Raw genomic sequence first — 17,429 nt, 5'->3', positions numbered from 1 at the left:
TTGGATTCTTATTTTGGACCCTTATTACTGAGCAATTTGCGGCTGGTGGCACTGGGCAGCCAAAGGGCCAGGCCTAGGGCCAACAGCTCCAGAGGAATCTGGTGGCCCCCCAGCAGCACTACCAACAGGCCCACACCCGCCAAGATTTTCTGAAAAAACCCCCAGACATCGTCGCGATCGGCGCTGCCTGAAAACCACAGCAGCACTGCGGAAACAAGCAAAACGCCATCGAGCCAAAGGGGCATGGGGCCAGGAGCAAGCCTTAATTGCGTAATTCTGCCGTGCTCAGCCAGCGTTCCAACCCCTCACCCAAAAACGAAAGTCCGAGCACCAGCACAAACATCGCCAAGCCGGGGTAGAGCGCGGTCCACCAGATGCCCGTGGGCAAGGCGGTAAGGGCCTGCTGCAGATCACCGCCCCACTCGGGGATGGTTTCGGGCAAACCCAGGCCCAAAAAGCCCAGACCCCCCAGCACCAGCACCGCATCGGCCGCGTTGAGGGTGAGCAAGACGGGCACCGAGGTGATCACGTTGCGAAATAGGTAGCGGCGCAGGATCCAGATGGGGCCAGCACCTAAGGATTCGGCCGCCTCCACGTAGAGCTCAGCCTTGACCTGGGCGCTCTGGTTACGCACCACCCGGAAGTATTGGGGGATGTAGACAACGCACAGGGCGGCGGCGGCATTGGGCAGGCCCCGCCCCAGCAGGAAGGCCAACACCACCGAAAGCAGCAGCACCGGCAGGGTGTAGAGGGTGTCCATCAACAACACCAGCAGCCGATCCACCCAGCCGCCTAGGTAGCCGCTGGCCATGCCCAGGGGCACGCCCACCACCAGGGCCACCACCAGGGCCAACAGCACCACCTGCAAAGCCACCCCACTGCCGGCCAGGGTGCGCACACATACGTCGCGGCCGAGACGGTCGGTGCCACACCAGTGCTGCCAAGAGGGCGCCGCATAGATCGGGTTCTGCAGACCCGCATTCGGATCCGGCAGCCAACCGATGTGGATCAAAACGGGGGTCAACACCGCCACCAGGCCATAGACCACCACTATCAGCACCCCCCAGCGGGCCATGCGGACCGACAGAGCCCGGGGGCGCCCAAGGACTGCAGCCTTCATTCAAGCCAAATAAGCGTGCAAACCAATTAAGCACAAATCACCCATATGGGTGAGGGGGAAGATAAATAGCCTGATCAGCCTGGGAAAGTCCCCCTGGACATAATCACAGCATCAAACTAACCATGAAGAAACGGATCACCAAATACGGCCTGCCGGTCTATCGCGAACAATCCCGCGGACGCAGACGCAATCAAAAGGGCTTCACCCTGGTGGAGCTGATGGTCGTGATTGTGATAGTGGGCATCTTAAGCGCGGTGGCCTTTCCCCAGTTCATGAAGCAAACCAAAAAGGCCATTGCCACGGAGGGGATCATGCAGGCCTCTGCCATCACCAAGCAGGCGGCCAGCTACAACCTGGAAACCCCGATAGCAAGCGCAGATAGCGACTGCTCCGACTACGCCGGAGCCCAACAAAGCGGAGCCAAATTTAGCTATAGCTGCACTGGTTCAGCCACTAATTTTAGCGTCAAAGCCATCGGCACCTCCGGCAGCAATGCGGCCGGTATTGAAATCAGCCAAACTAGCGACCTAGACACTGGCGTAACAGGCAAACCCGTAACCACAGGAACCTAGGTTCACAAAGGAAACAAAACCCCTCAATGAAGTGCCTGGCCGATCAAGCCGGGCACTTTTTATAGTTTTTTAAGCTGGCAAAGTTTAGCAGGGGAAGCCTAACCGGGCGAAGCTGTCGTCACTGAGCTGATATTTTGGAACCGGCCATTGCCCAGGCCAAAGGATTTAAATAGCCTCATGGCCACCTGCTGGCCCCCAGGATTAAGGCAGGCGGCAAAACCAGAAGCAAAGGAAGACTGAATTTCCACACCTGCCGGCAGCAGCTCAGCACAACCCGTCCAGCTTTTCTGGGGCCTGGCCAAACCATCAATAACCACCCGATTCTGGGAATTGGAGCTGGCACTCAATTGACCATATAGGTCGAAGGCTGGGCCGCAGCGCATCAAAACCTGCTGGCGCCAGATTGCACTAGGGGCCACGCCCACCGAATAGCTAATCGAGCGTCCATCGGCCAGGAGCAAATGCAAAACAGGCTGCCTGCCAGCCCAGCCGCAGGCGGAAATTTCTGCCGCCGGGGTAGCACTCACCACCAGGGCACGCTCCACATCAGATCGCACCAGCTCCAGCACCCGCCGTTGGTTAGCCCGCTCCGCATGCAACCTGACAAAGCGCTGGCTGTTTTGACCATCGCCTAGCAAGGCCTGCAGCATCGCCCCGCTGAGCAACAGGCCAATCGAGCCGGCCAACATCAACTCCAGCAGGGAGAAACCCTGGCTCCTCTTAAAGCTTTTACTGGATCGAATTGGCATCAGGTTCGATCCGGAAGACAGGCCTCAGGTTTTAGATTTTTGGTGGGATCTGCCCCGTAGCGGCCCAGCCGTACAATTCCCAGGGGTAGGGCCATCACCAAACAGCGTCTGAGCTGGGTTCCGGAGGTCGTGAGCACCACCGTTCCGGCATCGAGCACCAAGCCATTCGGGGTGAAACGCAACACCGCCGGCAAGTTGTGGCTAACAGTCACACCGGCATCATTTCGGCCTGCATCATTTCGACCGGCGTCAGCCACCCCTTCCCCCAAGCCCAACCGGGCGCCCAGGCAGGTGGCCGAACCATCCAGCGGCACTTGCCAACCAGTGGGCCCCAGGCTCAAGCCACAGGGCTCGCCCTTGCGTTGGGCCGCTAAGCGACCCCGTTCGATGCCAATGGCAAGTCGCCGGGTTGAACTCTCAAGCCGCTGGCGGGCCAGCACCTCACCGCCCTGCTGAAAAGAGATGGCCGCAAGTATGGCCACAATGGCGATTACCACAACCAATTCCACGGAGCTAAAACCAGCTCTCGAATTATTCTTCATGGCTGATCAGCTGAAACCAGCTGGCGACAAAGGCCAAAGGCCTGGGCAGACCACTGCCGCTGGCGGATCAAAGGGGAGCCTGGAGAAGGGGAATTCACCCCGTAGCTCAGCACCAGCATTTGCCCTGGGAGCACACTAGAAACAGGCAATATCTCCAGGCGTCGGGTTATCTCTGGGGCGAGGGCAACTTCAGGTGATGCCACTGCTTGAGCCATGGCCCTAATTGCATTTTCACAACCGGCAGGGGAAATCAAATCGGCATCCAGGCGCCTAAGCCGGCCCTCACTGCGCTGTAAATCCGCATCAATTTGCACCAGCCAATCCTGTTGCCGCTGGGAACTCTGACTCCATGCCGCAGAGCCATTCCAAACCTGCAGGCTGCTGACGGCTGAAATAGAGAAGATCGTCGCCGCGACCATGGCCTCTGGGAGGTTCAAGAACCCAGCCCCCGCACCTGAATAACCCGGCCCATAGCCGGATCAAAACCAACTAAAAAAGTCCGAACAATCGCTGAATCCCTCAACCGCAGGCGCAACTGCCCCTGACCCTGACCCTGACCCTGACCAGCCAAAGACAACTGCTGCCAGCTCACCACCTCCGCCCCACTCCTGGACGGCAGCAGTTTGGTTGGGTCCTGGGCCATCGGGCATGGCTGGAGCGCCCGCTTGAGCAGGCATAGGCCGGGGCCCTCCAATTGGATGGCGGCCTGTTGGGCAGCAGTAGCGAGCGAATCGAGGTCCTGGCGCTGGCGCCACTGGGCCTGACCAAAGGCCCTGCTCTGCAAAACGACGGTTTGAATTGAAAGGCTGCTGAGCAGAAGCAGCAACGAAACGGCCGAGGCCATCGGCAAGACAAAACCAGCCTCCTGAGCAACCGGTCGCATGGGTAATGGAGGGAAACCTGGCCCTAAGTGTTCCCACGCAGAAAGCCGCTGATTCGGAGATCTAGCTACTGGTTGAGCTTGAGCACGGCCATGAAGGCCTCCTGTGGTACTTCCACCTTGCCCATGGCCTTCATCCGCTTTTTACCCTTGGCCTGCTTTTGCAACAGCTTTTTCTTACGGGAAATGTCGCCGCCGTAGCACTTAGCAAGCACATCCTTACGCATGGCGCTAATGCTTTCGGAGGCAATCACCCGGCTGCCGATGGAGGCCTGAATCGGAATCTTGAACTGCTGGCGAGGAATCAGTTCCTTGAGCTTCTCGACCAGGCCCTTGCCCACATTGTAGGCCTTATCGCGGTGCACAATGGTGGTGAGGGGATCGGCCTTTTCCGCATTGATCAACACGTCAAGGCGCACTAGTTCATTTTTGCGATAACCAATCAGGCTGTATTCCATGGATGCATAGCCCTTGGTGCGGCTCTTCATCTGGTCAAAGAAATCGGTTACCACTTCTGCCAGGGGCATCTCATAGTGGAGGGTCACCCGGTCGGTGGTGATGTATTTCATGTCGATAAACTCACCACGCCGCTCCTGGCACAATTCCATCAGGGCGCCGTTGTAGGTATTGGGGGTATAAATCTCGAGCTTTACGTAGGGCTCCTCTATCGATTCACGCTTTTGGGGATCGGGGAGGGTGGCAGGGTTGTCCACCATTAGGGTGGAACCATCGAGCATGTTGACCTGATAAATCACAGACGGAGCCGTGACGATTAGGTCGAGGTTGTATTCACGTTCAAGCCGCTCCTGCACAATCTCCATGTGCAATAGGCCCAGGAAACCGCAGCGGAAGCCGAATCCCATGGCGCTGCTGGTTTCAGGCTCATACTTGAGTGCCGCATCGGAGAGCTGCAACTTGTCGAGCGCTTCGCGCAGATCGGGGTATTGGTCTGCATCGGTGGGGAACAGGCCGCAGAACACCATCGGCTTTGCCTCGGTATAACCAGGCAAAGGCTCGCTGGCGGGATTGGCGGCGAGGGTGATCGTGTCGCCGACCCGGGCATCGGCCACGGCCTTGATCGAGGCGGCCATATAGCCCACCTCCCCAGCATGGAGGGAATCCACCTGGCGCTGATCGGGCGCCATCACCCCCACCTCATCGGGCTCGTAGCACTTCTTGCTCGCCATCAACAAGACTTTGTCGCGCTTGCTGATGGAGCCAGAAATCACCCGGAAATAGACAATTACGCCCCGGTAGGGGTCGTAATAGGAGTCGAAAATCAAGGCCCTGAGGGGCTCTGAAAGCTTGTCGGGGGGAGGGGGTACCCGATCCACCACTGCCTGGAGGATATCTGCCACGCCTAGGCCGGTTTTGGCTGAGCAATGGATCGCATTGCTGCAATCGAGGCCAATGATTGCCTCAATTTCTTCGGCGATCCTTTCGGCATCAGCCCCGGGTAGGTCGATCTTGTTGAGCACCGGAATGATCTCTAGATCGTTTTCCAGCGCCAGGTACACATTGGCCAAGGTTTGGGCCTCAACTCCCTGGCTGGCATCCACCACCAGCAGGGCGCCTTCGCAAGCCTGCAGGGAGCGACTCACCTCGTAGGAAAAGTCGACGTGACCGGGGGTGTCGATCAGGTTGAGGATGTACTGCTGACCATCGGCGGCGGTGTATTCCATCCGCGCCGCCTGGAGCTTGATCGTGATGCCGCGTTCCCGTTCCAGCTCCATGTTGTCGAGGAACTGCTCCTGCATGTCCCTGGCTGCGACAGTGCCCGTTTCCTGCAACAGCCGATCGGCCAGGGTCGATTTCCCATGGTCGATGTGGGCAATGATGCAGAAATTGCGTATCCGTGAAACGGGGACATCGGTCATGGCCTGATCCTAAGGAGCCAGGCCAGCTCCCTAAGCTGGATTCAGTAATTAGGCGCAGCCATGACCACCGAAACCGCCAACGCCGATCCTGTGGCCGATCCCCGGGCCCTCACCCTTGAAAACGTGGAGCGAGCCCTCGATGAACTGCGCCCCTACTTGATGGCCGATGGCGGCAACGTGGAGGTGGTGGAAATTGATGGCCCGATCGTCAAGGTGCGGCTCCAGGGCGCCTGCGGCTCCTGCCCCAGCAGCACCATGACCCTAAAGATGGGCATCGAGCGCAAACTGCGCGAGGCCATTCCCGAAGTAGACGAAGTGGTGCAGGTGCTCTGAGGCCGGACCACCGGCTTTAGCTCTGCTCGTAGGCTCGGGCCAATTGCCCAAAGACCGTGCTGGATCAGCGCCTGCTGCGCGAAAACCCTGAGCTGATTCGCCAGCAGCTCAGTCGCCGGGGCATGGAGCTGGACCTAACCAAACTCCAGCTAATCGCCCAGCAGGAACGGGACCTGGAGGAACAGCGCAGCAATCTCCAAGCCGAGGGCAACCGCGTCGGCAAGGAGGTGGGCGGCCTGATCAAATCCGGAGAAGCCCCCAACAGCCCCGGGGTGCAGGCCCTGCGCGATCGGGGCAACCACATCAAGCAGCAGGTGGCGGTGCTGGAGGAGGAGGAGAAGGCGCTGCAGACCAAGTTGCGTGAGCAGCTGGCGGCGCTGCCAAACCTGCCTTCCGCCGATGCCCCCGATGGCAAGAGCGAAGCCGACAACATCGAAATCAAGTGCTGGGGCAGCCCGCGCCAGGCCGCTGAGGGCGAAACCCTTGAGGAGCACTGGCAGATTGCCGAGCGGCTCGAACTGTTTGAAACCGAGCGGTCGGTGCGGATCGCCCAGAGCCGCTTTGTGACCCTGCTGGGCCAAGGGGCAAAGCTGGAGCGCAGCCTGATCAGCTTCATGCTCGATCTCCATGGCGGCAAGGGTTACCGCGAGGTGCTGCCCCCGATCCTGGTGAATTCAGCCAGCCTTACCGGCTCGGGCCAGCTGCCGAAATTTGCCGAGGAGAGCTTTCGCTGCGCCGACGACGACCTCTGGCTGACCCCCACCGCCGAGGTGCCCGTGACCTCACTGCACCGCGATGAGGTGATCCCGGCCGACCAGTTGCCGATCAAGTACGTGGCCTATACCCCCTGCTTCCGCCGCGAAGCAGGCAGCTACGGCCGCGATACCCGGGGTTTGATCAGGCTGCACCAGTTCAACAAGGTGGAGCTCTATTGGTTCTGCCACCCAGACCACTCCGCCGCGGCCCACCAACAGATCACCGCCGATGCGGAAGCGGTGCTTGAGGCCCTCGAGTTGCCATACCGCAAGATCGAGCTCTGCACCGGCGACATGGGCTTTTCCGCCGCCCGCACCTACGACTTGGAGGTTTGGCTGCCGGGCGCCGGCGCCTATCGGGAGATCTCCAGCTGCAGTATCTGCGGCGATTTCCAGGCGCGCCGCTCTGCCATTCGCCTCAAGGAGGCCAAGGGCACCCAACTGGTGCACACCCTCAATGGCAGTGGGCTGGCTGTGGGGCGCACCATGGCGGCCCTGCTGGAAAACGGTCAGCAAGGCGATGGCAGCGTGCTGCTGCCCAAGGCCCTGGTGCCCTACTTCGGCAGCGATCGGATCAGCGCGGGTTAGTAGTGATGTCGCAGCTGGGCGATCAGCAGGCTTGCCTGCTCCAGCCGGTAAACAATCCGGTGTTCGTCATCGATGCGCCTTGACCAATAGCCCGCCAGGGCGTGGCGCAAGGGCTCAGGCTTGCCAATGCCCCGGAAAGGATCACGCTGGATCTCACCAATCAGCCGGTTGATGCGCTGAAGCATCTTGCGGTCATGCTGTTGCCAGTGGAGATAGTCCTGCCAGGCCTCTTCCGAGAAGATCAGTCGCACGGCAGCAGCGCATGGTCTTCCCCACCGCCACTGTTCAGGCTGGCGATCGAGCTCAGCAGGCGCTGGGCATTGGCGGGACTACGCAACAGGTAGGTGGTTTCTTCCATGGCCCTGTAGTCCTCAAGCGACAACATCACCACAGCTGGCTCTCCCCGGCGCGTGATCACCACCGGTTCGTGGTCTTCGCAGACCTTGTTCATGGTGCCCGCTAGCTGGGCCCTGGCCATGGAGTAAGAGATCGCGTTCATCGGCCGCCATCGGTACGTCTAATTGTACGTACTGATGGAGGGTCAAACCGAGCACAATGACCTAATTCTGAGCAGGGCCTGGATGGGCGTTCTCACGGCACTGGCGATCCTGGCGGGGCTGATCGTGGTGCACGAGGCGGGCCACTTTTTTGCCGCCACCTGGCAGGGAATCCGCGTCAGCAGCTTTTCGATTGGCTTTGGTCCAGTGTTGCTGGAGCGCCAGCGGCGCGGGGTGCAATTCGCCCTGCGGGCAATTCCGTTGGGGGGGTTTGTGGCCTTCCCCGACGACGACGAAGAAAGCGATATCCCCAAAGACGACCCCAACCTGCTCAGCAATCGCCCCCTGCATCAGCGGGCCCTGGTGATTGCCGCCGGCGTAATGGCCAACTTTTTGTTGGCCTGGCTGGTGCTGGTGGCCCAGGGCTATGTGGTGGGCATTCCGGCGGGCTTCAGTGCGGCACCCGGGGTGCTGGTGGCGGCGGTGCAACCCAACCAAGCCGCGGCCCTAGCTGGACTAAAGCCGGGCGATCGGATCATTTCCCTGGCCGGCCAGCCGATTGGCGGCGGCCAGGAGGCCGTGGCCGAGCTGGTGAAAACAATCCAAGGGGCACCCAGTCGCACCCTGCCCCTGGTGGCAGAGCGGCAGGGCCAAGAGGTGAAGCTCAAACTCAAGCCCAGCGACCTGGGCGGCCTGGGCCGGATCGGCGCCCAACTCCAGCCCAATGGCACCGAAGCCTTCCGCAGGCCAAAGGGTCCCCTGGAACCCATTCGCCAGGCCGACCACGACTTCGCCCTCCTGACCAAGCGCACGATCGCCGGCTTTGGCACCCTGGCCACCCATTTCGGTGAAACCGCCGGCCAGGTTTCCGGGCCAGTGAAGATCGTGGAGATGGGAGCAACCCTGGCCAAACAGGGGGGCGGCAGCCTGTTTTTGTTTGCCGCCTTGATTTCGATCAACCTGGCCGTTCTCAACTCCCTGCCCCTACCCCTGCTTGATGGCGGTCAATTTGTGCTGCTGCTGCTTGAGGGGGTGCGCGGCAGGCCCATCCCCGCCAAATTCCAGATGGCCTTCATGCAATCGGGTTTTGTGCTGCTGGTGGGGCTGAGCGTGGTGCTGATCGTCAAAGACACCTCCCAACTGCCACTGGTGCAGCAACTGCTGGGCCATTGACTGAGCAGCCCGCCAAAGCCCAGCGGCCGGCCCGCTTCGCCTCGGCCAAGGTGCGGGCCCCCCAGTTACTGGAGCGGCTGGGGGAGCTCTATCCCGAGGCCACCTGCTCCCTCGATTGGCGCACCCCCTACGAATTGCTGGTGGCCACCATGCTTTCTGCCCAGTGCACCGATGAGCGGGTCAACAAGGTGACCCCCGGCCTGTTTGAACGCTTTCCCGATGCGGCGGCGGCGGCAGCGGTCGAGCCGGCCGAAGTGGAGCCCTACGTGCAATCGACGGGCTTCTTTCGCAACAAGGCCAAGGCCATCGTGGGCAGCTCCAGGTTGCTGATGGAGCTCCATGGCGGCGAAGTTCCCCAAACCATGGAGGAGTTGCTGGTGCTGCCTGGGGTGGCCCGCAAAACCGCCTCCGTGGTGCTGGCCTGGTGCTTTGGCATCAATGCCGGCGTCACCGTCGACACCCACGTCAGCCGCCTGAGCCAGAGGCTGGGCCTCAGCAAAAAAAGGGAGCCGCGACAGATCGAGCCTGACCTAATGAAGCTGGTGCCCCAGGAGGAATGGCAGAACCTCTCGATCCGGCTGATCTTCCATGGCCGGGCAATTTGCACGGCCCGCAGGGCCCAATGCGGAATCTGCCCCGTGCAAGACCTCTGCCTAATGGGGCGCCGCATCGCAAGCTAAGATTGGCCATCGTGTTCCGATAGTTACGCAGCTCGCATGGCGAAGAAGTCGATGATTGCGCGCGATGTAAAGCGCAAAAAAATGGTTGTTCGCTTCGCCGCCAAGCGCGCTGCCCTAATGGCAGCTTTTGATGCCGCATCCGATCCGATGGAGCGCCTGGAGATCCACCGCAAGATTCAGAATCTGCCCCGCAACAGCGCCCCCAGCCGCGTGCGCAACCGCTGCTGGGCCACCGGCAAGCCCCGGGGTGTGTACCGCGATTTCGGCCTTTGCCGCAACCAACTGCGGGAGCGGGCCCACAAGGGCGAGCTGCCCGGCGTGGTCAAGTCCAGCTGGTAACTCAAATCCAGCTATTTCAGGCTTATCGCTAAGCCAGCAAATACCAGGGGCGCCACGGGGCGCCTTTTTTGTGCGCACCCTTATTTGGTCGCCTTTATTGCGACCCACTAACAGCCCGCGTGAAGTGCGAGAATGGTTTCTGACAACAAAAGGACATACGCCCAAGTGCAAGGACATACTCAGTCGATCTCCTTCGATGGTCGGGAGATCCGGCTGACCACCGGTCGGTTCGCCCCCCAAGCAGGGGGTTCGGTGATGGTTGAGTGCGGAGATACCTCTGTTCTGGTCACCGCCACCCGTTCCGGTGGTCGCGAAGGAATCGATTTCCTGCCCCTGATGTGCGACTACGAGGAGCGGCTGTACGCCGCCGGTCGCATTCCCGGCAGCTTTTTCCGCAGGGAAGCTCGTCCCCCCGAGCGGGCGATCCTCACCTGCCGCCTGATCGATCGGCCGATGCGGCCGCTGTTCCCCAGCTGGATGCGCGACGACATCCAAATCGTGGCCACCTGCCTTTCCCTCGACGAGCGAGTTCCGCCCGACGTATTGGCAGTAACCGGTGCCTCGATGGCAACCCTGCTGGCCAAGATCCCCTTCTACGGCCCCATGGCAGCCGTGCGGGTGGGGCTTCTGGGCGACGACTTCGTGCTCAATCCCAGTTTCCGGGAAGTGGAGCGCAGCGAGCTCGACCTGGTGGTGGCTGGCACCCCGGCCGGAGTGATCATGGTGGAGGCCGGCGCCAACCAGCTTCCCGAACAGGATGTGATCGAAGCGATCGACTTCGGCTACGAGGCCGTAGGCGAACTGATCAAGGCCCAGCAAAACCTGCTGAAGGAGCTGGGTATTGAGCAGGTGATTCCGGAGGCCAAAAAGGAAGACACCACCCTGCCCAGCTACCTGGATAAGGAATGCGGCAAGGCAATCGGTGAAGTGCTCAAGCAGTTCAGCCAAACCAAGATCGAGCGCGACGAAAAGCTCGATGCAATTAAGGCCCAGGTGGGCGAAAAGATTGCCGCCCTCAAGGAAGGCGACGCCATCAAGGTGGCCGTAAGCAGCAACAACAAGGCGCTCGGCAACAACTACAAGAGCCTCACCAAGAAGCTCATGCGCGAGCAGATCATCAAGGACGGCAAGCGCGTGGATGGCCGCAACCTCGATGAGGTGCGTCCGATCAGTGCGGCAGCTGGCGTTCTGCCCAAGCGGGTTCACGGTTCGGCCCTGTTCCAGCGCGGCCTTACCCAGGTGCTTTCCTGCGCCACCCTCGGCACCCCCAGTGATGCCCAGGAAATGGACGACCTAAACCCGATCACCGAGAAGAACTACCTCCACCACTACAACTTCCCCCCCTATTCCACGGGCGAAACCAAGCCGATGCGCTCCCCCGGTCGGCGGGAGATTGGCCACGGCGCCCTGGCTGAGCGGGCAATTGTGCCAGTGCTGCCGAATAAGGAGTCTTTCCCCTACGTGCTGCGGGTGGTTTCGGAGTGCCTGAGCTCCAATGGCTCCACCTCGATGGGCTCGGTGTGCGGCAGCACCCTGGCCCTGATGGATGCGGGCGTACCCCTGAAGGCGCCGGTTAGCGGCGCCGCCATGGGCCTGATCAAGGAGGGCGAGGAGGTGCGGATCCTCACCGACATCCAGGGGATCGAAGATTTCCTTGGCGACATGGACTTCAAGGTGGCCGGCACCGAAAAGGGCATCACCGCCCTGCAGATGGACATGAAGATCACCGGTCTGGAGATGAAGACCATTGCCGAGGCGATCAACCAGGCCCGTCCGGCCCGGCTGCACATCCTCGAGAAGATGCTCGAGGCGATCGATAAGCCCCGCGACACCATGTCGCCCCATGCCCCCCGCCTGCTCAGCTTCCGGATCGATCCAGAACTGATCGGCACGGTGATCGGCCCCGGCGGCCGCACCATCAAGGGCATCACCGAGCGCACTAACACCAAGATCGACATCGAAGATGGCGGCATCGTCACGATCGCCAGCCACGATGGCGCCGCCGCCGAAGAGGCCCAGCGGATCATCGAGGGCCTGACCCGTCGCATCAGCGAAGGGGAAGTGTTCCAGGGTGCCGTTACCCGGGTAATTCCGATTGGTGCCTTCGTGGAAATCCTGCCCGGGAAGGAGGGGATGATCCACATCTCCCAGCTCTCGGAAGCTCGGGTGGAGAAGGTGGAAGACGTGGTCAACGTCGGCGACCAGGTGACGGTGCGGGTGCGCGAAATCGACAACCGCGGCCGCATCAACCTGACCCTGCGGGGCGTGCCCCAGGCCGACGCCCCAGCGCCTGCCTAGACCGGGAAGCTCGGGTCGATTTGGGCTATGGCTTCTGCTGCGCGACCACAAAGGTCGCCGTGGCTGAAGCCGTGGCTGGCGATCAGGCAACCTGCCTGGCGCACATCGCCAGTGTTGTAGGCCAGCGGCCGACCATCGGCATGGCTGAAGCAACCACCGGCGGCCCGCAGCACCGCCTCTGGAGCGGCCATGTCCCAATCCTTGGGTGCGCTCTTGCCAGACAGGGAGATGTAGAGGTCGGTCTCGCCCCGCAGGATCGTGGCCACCTTGCCGCCCACACTGCCGATTGCCTTGGTGTCGCCAAGGGCCAGGGCCTCTAGCAGCTGCTCGAGGCGCCCGTCGCGGTGGTTGCGGCTGGCCACCAGCACCAGCTCCGCCAGGGGCCGCCGGCTACTGAAACGCACCGGAGTGCGCTTGGCTGCGCGGTTTTCACACCAGGCCTCACCGGCCGAACCAGCCAGTCCGGGCAGCACCCCCAGCCAGAGTTCTTCGAGTTCAGGAAGCAGCACCACCCCCAGCACCGGCTGATTGCGGTGCACCAGGGCCAAATGCACGGCGTATTCACCGGTGCCCTGGAGGAAGTCCTTGGTGCCATCGAGGGGATCGAGGATCCATAGCCATTCAGCATCTAGGGGCTCACCTTCCGTGAGCTGTTCCTTGGCGGTTTCCTCGCTCAGCACGGTCCAGTGGGCAGCGGGGAAGGCCGCCTGCAGACCATCGAGCAGCCACTGGTTCACCGCCAGATCGGCGGCAGAGACTGGCCCCTCGCCACCCTCATCCACGCTTAGGGCCCGGGGGAAGCCATGGGGTGGCTGCTCGCCGCGGCCATAGGCCAGCAGGATGTCGGCAGCGCCCCAGCTGAGCTGGCGCAGCTCCTGCAGCAGGTTTTCAAGGCTGATGCCCGATGGCAGGGCGAGGGGAGCCGGCATCATGGGGTGGCAGGGATCAGCATTGTGCAGGAGCCCGCCCCCAGCAGAGCCCGCCAGTAGCAGTGCAAGCCCCAGAACCAGCTCCCGGTGTTCTTTATCTGGTGGGCACGCCGATTGGCAACCTGGCCGACCTATCCCCCCGGGCCCGGGTGGTGCTGAGCGGTGTGCAGCGAATTGCCTGCGAAGACACCCGTCACAGCGGTCTGCTGTTGCACCAGCTGGGGTTGCGGCAAAAGGACCAGGGTCCGCGGCTGGTCAGTTTCCACGCCCACAACCAAAACGCCCGCATACCGGAATTGCTTGGAGCCCTGGAGGCAGGCGAAGCCATTGCCCTGATCAGTGATGCGGGTTTACCGGGAATCTCCGATCCGGGCGAGGTGCTGGTGGCAGCCGCCCGCGCCGCCGGCCATGGGGTGATTTGCGTTCCTGGCCCCAGCGCGGTGACCACGGCGTTGGTGAGCAGCGGCCTGCCCTGCGGGCGCTTTTGTTTTGAGGGTTTCCTGCCGCCCAAAACAAACCAACGGCGCCAACGGCTGCAGGAACTGGCCCAGGAGGAGCGCACCATGGTGCTGTTTGAGGCACCCCACCGGCTAGTCGATCTCCTGGAAGATCTCCTGGCAGTGCTGGGTGATCGGCCGCTGCAGGTGGCCCGGGAACTCACCAAGAAGCACGAAGAACAGGTGGGGCCCAGCGTGGCCGTTGCCCTGGCCCACTTCCGCGCCAAGGCGCCGCTGGGGGAATGCACCCTGGTGCTGGGGGGAGCGCCGCCAGCGGCAGCTCCCAGCTGGGATGGGGTGGCGCTGTTGGCGGAAATGGAAGAGCTGGTGCGGGGCGGCCTGGGCAGCAAGGAAGCCGCCAGGGTGGTGGCCGAACGCACGGGCTTTAGTAAACGGGATCTCTACGGGCTGCTGCACCAGGAGCCCTAACCCGCCAAACTCGAACCAATCGCCCCAGCCCCGAAGCCATGCTTGTGCGCCTGCGCCTGTTGGTTGCCAGCCTGCTGGGGGGCAGCCTGCTGTTGGCGATCCTGTGCCTGGGCGCCCAAAATCTGGAGCAGCGGCCCAGCTTGAACCTGGGGGTGGGACGCACGGCCCAACTCCCGGCTGGCTTCCTGGTGGGCCTGGCCCTGGTGGTGGGGGTAATCAGCGGCGGCTGCAGCGTGGCCCTGCTGGCCCCGCGGGGCGATCAGCTACCGGGCAGGGAATAGAGGCTGCCTTCGCAGACGACCCGGCTGATGCCCTGGGCAATCAGATAAGGGGCCGTGCGCTCAAGGATGCGGGTGTCGGGCACCTTGATTACCCGCTGGCTGCGGCCGCACTGCCGCTTGGCCTGGCGGGGATTACTGAAAACCATCAAGGCCTGACGCTCCTCCTCATCTGCAGGGAGCAGGCCCAGTTCGGTGAATTCCTTGAGGGGCTTGGCCTGGAGCTCGACGGTTTTATCCACCAGCATGTAGACGCTGGCGGGTAGAACCGCATCAGCCAGGGGCTGGCATTCCACCGGCCCGTCATGGTGGGGCACCAGGGCGATCGGAATCGCCATGAAGTAGTCGGTGTCGTCTTCTAGCTCGGGGTCTTCCAGCTCGGGGTCTGAATCGGCCGAGCCGTCTTCTAGTTCGTCGCCAAAGTCATCGGCGTCGTCGATGGCCAAATGGACTGCAACGTCATTGACCACCACCTGGTCAAGGGCCTCTGCAGGATCTGCCACTGCTTCATGTTGCGTCACCGCCGCAGGCTTGGGCACAGCTGCAGGCTTGGCTCCCTTGGCGCGTTGGGCCTTGAGCAGCTCATATTCAGCCGCCGGCAATGCCGCCTTCACCACCCTGCTGACCGTATTGACGCTGCAGCCATAGAGCTCAGCAAGGGCCTGGCTGGCCTCACCAGCGCGGTAGCGCTCCACCAGCTCACTTTTCTGGCTGTCGCTAAGCCTGGGGGCAGCCATGGAAAATCACTACGCAGCCCCCAACTCTAGGCGGAGTGAAGGACAGCGGAGTAAAGGGCACTGGCACAATGCCAATGGCTTGGTCATCGGCCAGCCTGCTCCCTTAGCTCAGCTGGATAGAGCAGCTGCCTTCTAAGCAGCCGGTCGTGTGTTCGAATCACACAGGGGGCGTTTCAATGGCGCGGCGCGGTTACGAAAGCGGCAGCGCCATCAATCGAGGTATCAGCCGCCGGCCCAGTTCAGCCAATACCACCCATGTATTAGGCAATCTGCCAATACATGCGGATGCCTGGTGGCCGGGCAAGCATCGCGCCAGAAGAGTGATCTCTACGCCTCAACCATTTGCTGTTTCTTTTTGCCATCGCGCGATTTAGCCGGCTTGCCTACCAGAGAGGAAAAGGTGCTGATCTCAATGGCGCGGCCAGGGAAAACAGCCCTCACTTCCAGCTCGCCTCCCATGGCCTGGACGAAGTTGCGCAAGGGTCATCTCGTGCCGCAGCTGATCCTTGCGCTGCTCAATGCGCTCGCGCCGTTCGGAGCTGTGGGATTACCCCGATTCAGCAGGACAGCGCTGCGAGTTGGCTCGAAGGCATAGAACACACGCAGCTGGGGGCCCATCTCCTGAAGCAGCTCCACGATGGCCGTCACATCGCCCTACGCCTGCTCTCTGAGCTCGCCCCACAAGTCTTCGAAGACAGCGGTCTGACAGACATGCCACATCCAGCATTCCCTCCGTGGAATATTTCCGGAGCTTGGCCGCTGCCGTCAAGACCCTCTACCCAGGGACCAGAAACCGCTCAAGGAAGCTGTATAGTCCGTGTATAGCCGCTTACTGGGCATGCAAACAAAGGTTCAAAAATGGGGGAACAGCCTTGGCGTAAGGATTCCACGGGGCATAGCTGAAGAGCTGGGCCTGGGAGCTGGTGCGGAGGTCAGCCTCACCGCGAAGGATGGTGAGATGGTCTTGAGGCGCTCCGCGCCAAGTCGGCTGAGGCTTGCGGATCTTCTTGCAGGCGTCACCGGAGACAACATCCACTCGTCCATTGACTCAGGTGATGCCGTAGGGGCTGAAGCATTCTGATGTCTTCCTACGTGCCAGATCGTGGTGATTTGGTGTGGCTGGAGTTCACACCACAGGCAGGAAGTGAACAACGTGGAAGAAGGCCAGCACTTGTTATATCTCCTAAGAACTACAATGCAAAGGTCGGGCTGGCCTTATTTTGCCCTGTAACTTCAAAGATCAAGGGATACCCTTTTGAAGTACGGCTCCCCGATGGATATGTAGTGGGTGGAGTCGTTCTTTCGGATCAGATTAAAAGCCTTGACTGGCGATCTAGAAAAGCATCGTTCATAGAGCGAGCTTCCTCAGATGTAATGGCGATGGTGTTTGCAAGGGTGTTACCTCTTCTTGAAGTCGACACGCCTGCCAACCCCTAACATCGCTATCTGCTCAGAGCTTGAGCAGGGCCAGGAACATTTCGTAGCCGCCGTCCATGGCAAGGTTAAGACCATAGGCCGACATCCCCGTAAGGAGAGCTTCGGTAAGGGGGCCGCCAAAGTGGCCTGGGTGGATACAACGATCCACGCTTGAAACAACCAACGAAGTAACGACAAATGCGCGCCAACGCCCCTTCAGAAGGGGTGAAAGCTGGGGCACCTGCTGGATTATCTGCAAAATTGCAGCAGCCGCCAAACCGGTTTGAGATGCAGCTATCCAGTGGGCCGCCGTTGTCAGCCCCAGATTGCCCTGGGTCATCCAGAACATGCAGGCAAAGAAAGAACCCGTGAACTGCTGCAAAAAGGTGCCCGCACCATCAAGGCTGCGAACAATAATTAGATCCCTTGGGCTATTCCCATGGTGGCCAGCAACAGCCCTTTCAGCAAATTGCTGCTCCAGGAGCCTCAGGCCAAAGATCACAGTAATGCCCATCACGAAGGCCCCAGCTAGGTGCTGACCAAACAGGATCAGCACCAAACCAGCGGCAATAGGAAGCACGACTTTGTTCATGCTGCTAGAACAGCTCTTCCAATTATAGACCTGGCCGCCACTGCCGAAATGGAAGCACAGTGGAATAAAATTGTTAGACATCAAATCAGTGAAAGCGGCTACGCGATCCATTCACGCAAGCCAGGACACAACCAATCAACAGCGCTAA

At 61.1% G+C, this 17,429-nt stretch carries 24 protein-coding genes and 1 tRNA gene; 12 read left to right on the top strand and 13 right to left on the bottom strand.

Going from position 1 to position 17,429, the window contains the following annotated elements; translation table 11 throughout:
• Window positions 1-8: 8 nt before the first annotated feature.
• Together KBY49_RS00460 and KBY49_RS00455 are read right to left on the bottom strand one after the other, a co-directional pair.
• Entirely contained in the window at window positions 9-245 is a 237-nt protein-coding gene (locus tag KBY49_RS00460; RefSeq protein ID WP_254932830.1) for a hypothetical protein, read from the bottom strand.
• A 17-nt stretch (window positions 246-262) separates the two neighbouring features.
• Window positions 263-1,120 (bottom strand): ABC transporter permease, encoded by an 858-nt coding sequence (locus KBY49_RS00455; RefSeq protein ID WP_254932829.1) that lies wholly within the window; start codon window positions 1,118-1,120, stop codon window positions 263-265.
• Between the two features lie 122 nt (window positions 1,121-1,242).
• On the opposite strand from KBY49_RS00455, the gene KBY49_RS00450 reads away from it, so the two are divergent.
• Entirely contained in the window at window positions 1,243-1,692 is a 450-nt protein-coding gene (locus KBY49_RS00450) for a type IV pilin protein (protein ID WP_254932828.1), read from the top strand.
• Window positions 1,693-1,790: 98 nt separating this feature from the next.
• On the opposite strand, the gene KBY49_RS00445 is transcribed toward KBY49_RS00450, so the two are convergent.
• The 5 genes from KBY49_RS00445 to lepA form a co-directional block, all read right to left on the bottom strand.
• Window positions 1,791-2,441, bottom strand: a complete 651-nt coding sequence (locus KBY49_RS00445) for a prepilin-type N-terminal cleavage/methylation domain-containing protein (RefSeq protein WP_254932827.1) — start codon at window positions 2,439-2,441, stop codon at window positions 1,791-1,793.
• On the bottom strand, window positions 2,441-2,983 hold the full coding sequence (locus KBY49_RS00440) for a GspH/FimT family protein (protein WP_254932826.1): 543 nt from the start codon (window positions 2,981-2,983) through the stop codon (window positions 2,441-2,443). The genes KBY49_RS00445 and KBY49_RS00440 overlap by 1 nt, the downstream gene beginning before the upstream one ends.
• On the bottom strand, window positions 2,980-3,402 hold the full coding sequence (locus KBY49_RS00435; protein WP_254932825.1) for a hypothetical protein: 423 nt from the start codon (window positions 3,400-3,402) through the stop codon (window positions 2,980-2,982). Before KBY49_RS00435 ends, KBY49_RS00440 begins: the two co-directional genes overlap by 4 nt.
• A 14-nt stretch (window positions 3,403-3,416) precedes the next feature.
• The gene (locus KBY49_RS00430) at window positions 3,417-3,866 is read right to left on the bottom strand and encodes a hypothetical protein (protein WP_254932824.1); all 450 of its coding nucleotides are present in this window, start codon (window positions 3,864-3,866) and stop codon (window positions 3,417-3,419) included.
• A gap of 65 nt (window positions 3,867-3,931) precedes the next feature.
• Window positions 3,932-5,740, bottom strand: a complete 1,809-nt coding sequence (gene lepA / locus KBY49_RS00425; RefSeq protein ID WP_254932823.1) for a translation elongation factor 4 — start codon at window positions 5,738-5,740, stop codon at window positions 3,932-3,934.
• 60 nt (window positions 5,741-5,800) lie between these two features.
• Here lepA and KBY49_RS00420 point away from each other — a divergent pair, with 60 nt between their 5' ends.
• Complete coding sequence (locus KBY49_RS00420; RefSeq protein WP_254932822.1) at window positions 5,801-6,073, top strand: NifU family protein; 273 nt, start codon at window positions 5,801-5,803, stop codon at window positions 6,071-6,073.
• Window positions 6,074-6,129: 56 nt separating this feature from the next.
• On the top strand, window positions 6,130-7,416 hold the full coding sequence (serS, locus tag KBY49_RS00415; protein ID WP_254932821.1) for a serine--tRNA ligase: 1,287 nt from the start codon (window positions 6,130-6,132) through the stop codon (window positions 7,414-7,416).
• Here the strand turns inward: serS and KBY49_RS00410 are convergent.
• Entirely contained in the window at window positions 7,413-7,667 is a 255-nt protein-coding gene (locus tag KBY49_RS00410; RefSeq protein WP_254932820.1) for a Txe/YoeB family addiction module toxin, read from the bottom strand. The genes serS and KBY49_RS00410 overlap by 4 nt on opposite strands.
• Window positions 7,658-7,915 carry a type II toxin-antitoxin system Phd/YefM family antitoxin gene (locus KBY49_RS00405; protein WP_254932819.1) on the bottom strand — a complete coding sequence of 86 codons (258 nt, stop codon included), beginning with the start codon at window positions 7,913-7,915 and terminating at the stop codon, window positions 7,658-7,660. The genes KBY49_RS00410 and KBY49_RS00405 overlap by 10 nt, the downstream gene beginning before the upstream one ends.
• Before the next feature lie 82 nt (window positions 7,916-7,997).
• Between KBY49_RS00405 and rseP the strand changes: the two genes are divergently transcribed.
• From rseP to KBY49_RS00385, 4 genes are all read left to right on the top strand, one after another.
• Entirely contained in the window at window positions 7,998-9,086 is a 1,089-nt protein-coding gene (gene rseP, locus KBY49_RS00400) for an RIP metalloprotease RseP (protein ID WP_254932818.1), read from the top strand.
• Window positions 9,083-9,766: an endonuclease III gene (nth, locus tag KBY49_RS00395; protein WP_254932817.1), complete on the top strand. Its 684-nt coding sequence runs from the start codon at window positions 9,083-9,085 to the stop codon at window positions 9,764-9,766. Before rseP ends, nth begins: the two co-directional genes overlap by 4 nt.
• A 36-nt stretch (window positions 9,767-9,802) precedes the next feature.
• Window positions 9,803-10,105: a 30S ribosomal protein S14 gene (gene rpsN, locus KBY49_RS00390; protein WP_254932816.1), complete on the top strand. Its 303-nt coding sequence runs from the start codon at window positions 9,803-9,805 to the stop codon at window positions 10,103-10,105.
• A gap of 165 nt (window positions 10,106-10,270) precedes the next feature.
• Entirely contained in the window at window positions 10,271-12,403 is a 2,133-nt protein-coding gene (locus KBY49_RS00385) for a polyribonucleotide nucleotidyltransferase (RefSeq protein ID WP_254932815.1), read from the top strand.
• Here the strand turns inward: KBY49_RS00385 and KBY49_RS00380 are convergent.
• A complete protein-coding gene (locus tag KBY49_RS00380) occupies window positions 12,400-13,335 on the bottom strand; it encodes a 3'(2'),5'-bisphosphate nucleotidase CysQ (RefSeq protein WP_254932814.1) in 936 nt (311 codons plus the stop codon). The two genes, KBY49_RS00385 and KBY49_RS00380, sit on opposite strands and share 4 nt — an antisense overlap.
• 59 nt (window positions 13,336-13,394) lie before the next feature.
• Between KBY49_RS00380 and rsmI the strand changes: the two genes are divergently transcribed.
• A complete protein-coding gene (gene rsmI, locus KBY49_RS00375; protein WP_254932813.1) occupies window positions 13,395-14,258 on the top strand; it encodes a 16S rRNA (cytidine(1402)-2'-O)-methyltransferase in 864 nt (287 codons plus the stop codon).
• Window positions 14,259-14,296: 38 nt separating this feature from the next.
• Window positions 14,297-14,539, top strand: a complete 243-nt coding sequence (locus KBY49_RS00370) for a hypothetical protein (RefSeq protein ID WP_254932812.1) — start codon at window positions 14,297-14,299, stop codon at window positions 14,537-14,539.
• Here KBY49_RS00370 and KBY49_RS00365 read toward each other — a convergent pair.
• A complete protein-coding gene (locus tag KBY49_RS00365) occupies window positions 14,518-15,273 on the bottom strand; it encodes a hypothetical protein (RefSeq protein ID WP_254932811.1) in 756 nt (251 codons plus the stop codon). The genes KBY49_RS00370 and KBY49_RS00365 overlap by 22 nt on opposite strands.
• 97 nt (window positions 15,274-15,370) lie before the next feature.
• Between KBY49_RS00365 and KBY49_RS00360 the strand changes: the two genes are divergently transcribed.
• A tRNA-Arg gene (locus KBY49_RS00360) sits at window positions 15,371-15,444 on the top strand.
• Window positions 15,445-15,600: 156 nt separating this feature from the next.
• Here the strand turns inward: KBY49_RS00360 and KBY49_RS00355 are convergent.
• Window positions 15,601-15,753 (bottom strand): hypothetical protein, encoded by a 153-nt coding sequence (locus KBY49_RS00355; protein ID WP_254932810.1) that lies wholly within the window; start codon window positions 15,751-15,753, stop codon window positions 15,601-15,603.
• 358 nt (window positions 15,754-16,111) lie between these two features.
• On the opposite strand from KBY49_RS00355, the gene KBY49_RS11735 reads away from it, so the two are divergent.
• Both KBY49_RS11735 and mazF read left to right on the top strand, forming a co-directional pair.
• Window positions 16,112-16,354: an AbrB/MazE/SpoVT family DNA-binding domain-containing protein gene (locus KBY49_RS11735; RefSeq protein WP_255004120.1), complete on the top strand. Its 243-nt coding sequence runs from the start codon at window positions 16,112-16,114 to the stop codon at window positions 16,352-16,354.
• Window positions 16,354-16,710, top strand: coding sequence for an endoribonuclease MazF (mazF, locus tag KBY49_RS00350; protein WP_254932809.1), 357 nt, complete (start codon window positions 16,354-16,356; stop codon window positions 16,708-16,710). Before KBY49_RS11735 ends, mazF begins: the two co-directional genes overlap by 1 nt.
• Window positions 16,711-16,723: 13 nt before the next feature.
• Here mazF and KBY49_RS00345 read toward each other — a convergent pair whose 3' ends face one another.
• The gene (locus KBY49_RS00345) at window positions 16,724-17,281 is read right to left on the bottom strand and encodes a hypothetical protein (protein ID WP_254932808.1); all 558 of its coding nucleotides are present in this window, start codon (window positions 17,279-17,281) and stop codon (window positions 16,724-16,726) included.
• Window positions 17,282-17,429: the final 148 nt, after the last annotated feature.

The organism is Cyanobium sp. WAJ14-Wanaka, from assembly GCF_024345375.1.
GTDB lineage: Bacteria > Cyanobacteriota > Cyanobacteriia > PCC-6307 > Cyanobiaceae > Cyanobium_A.
This window is presented reverse-complemented; position numbering and strand designations above follow the sequence as displayed.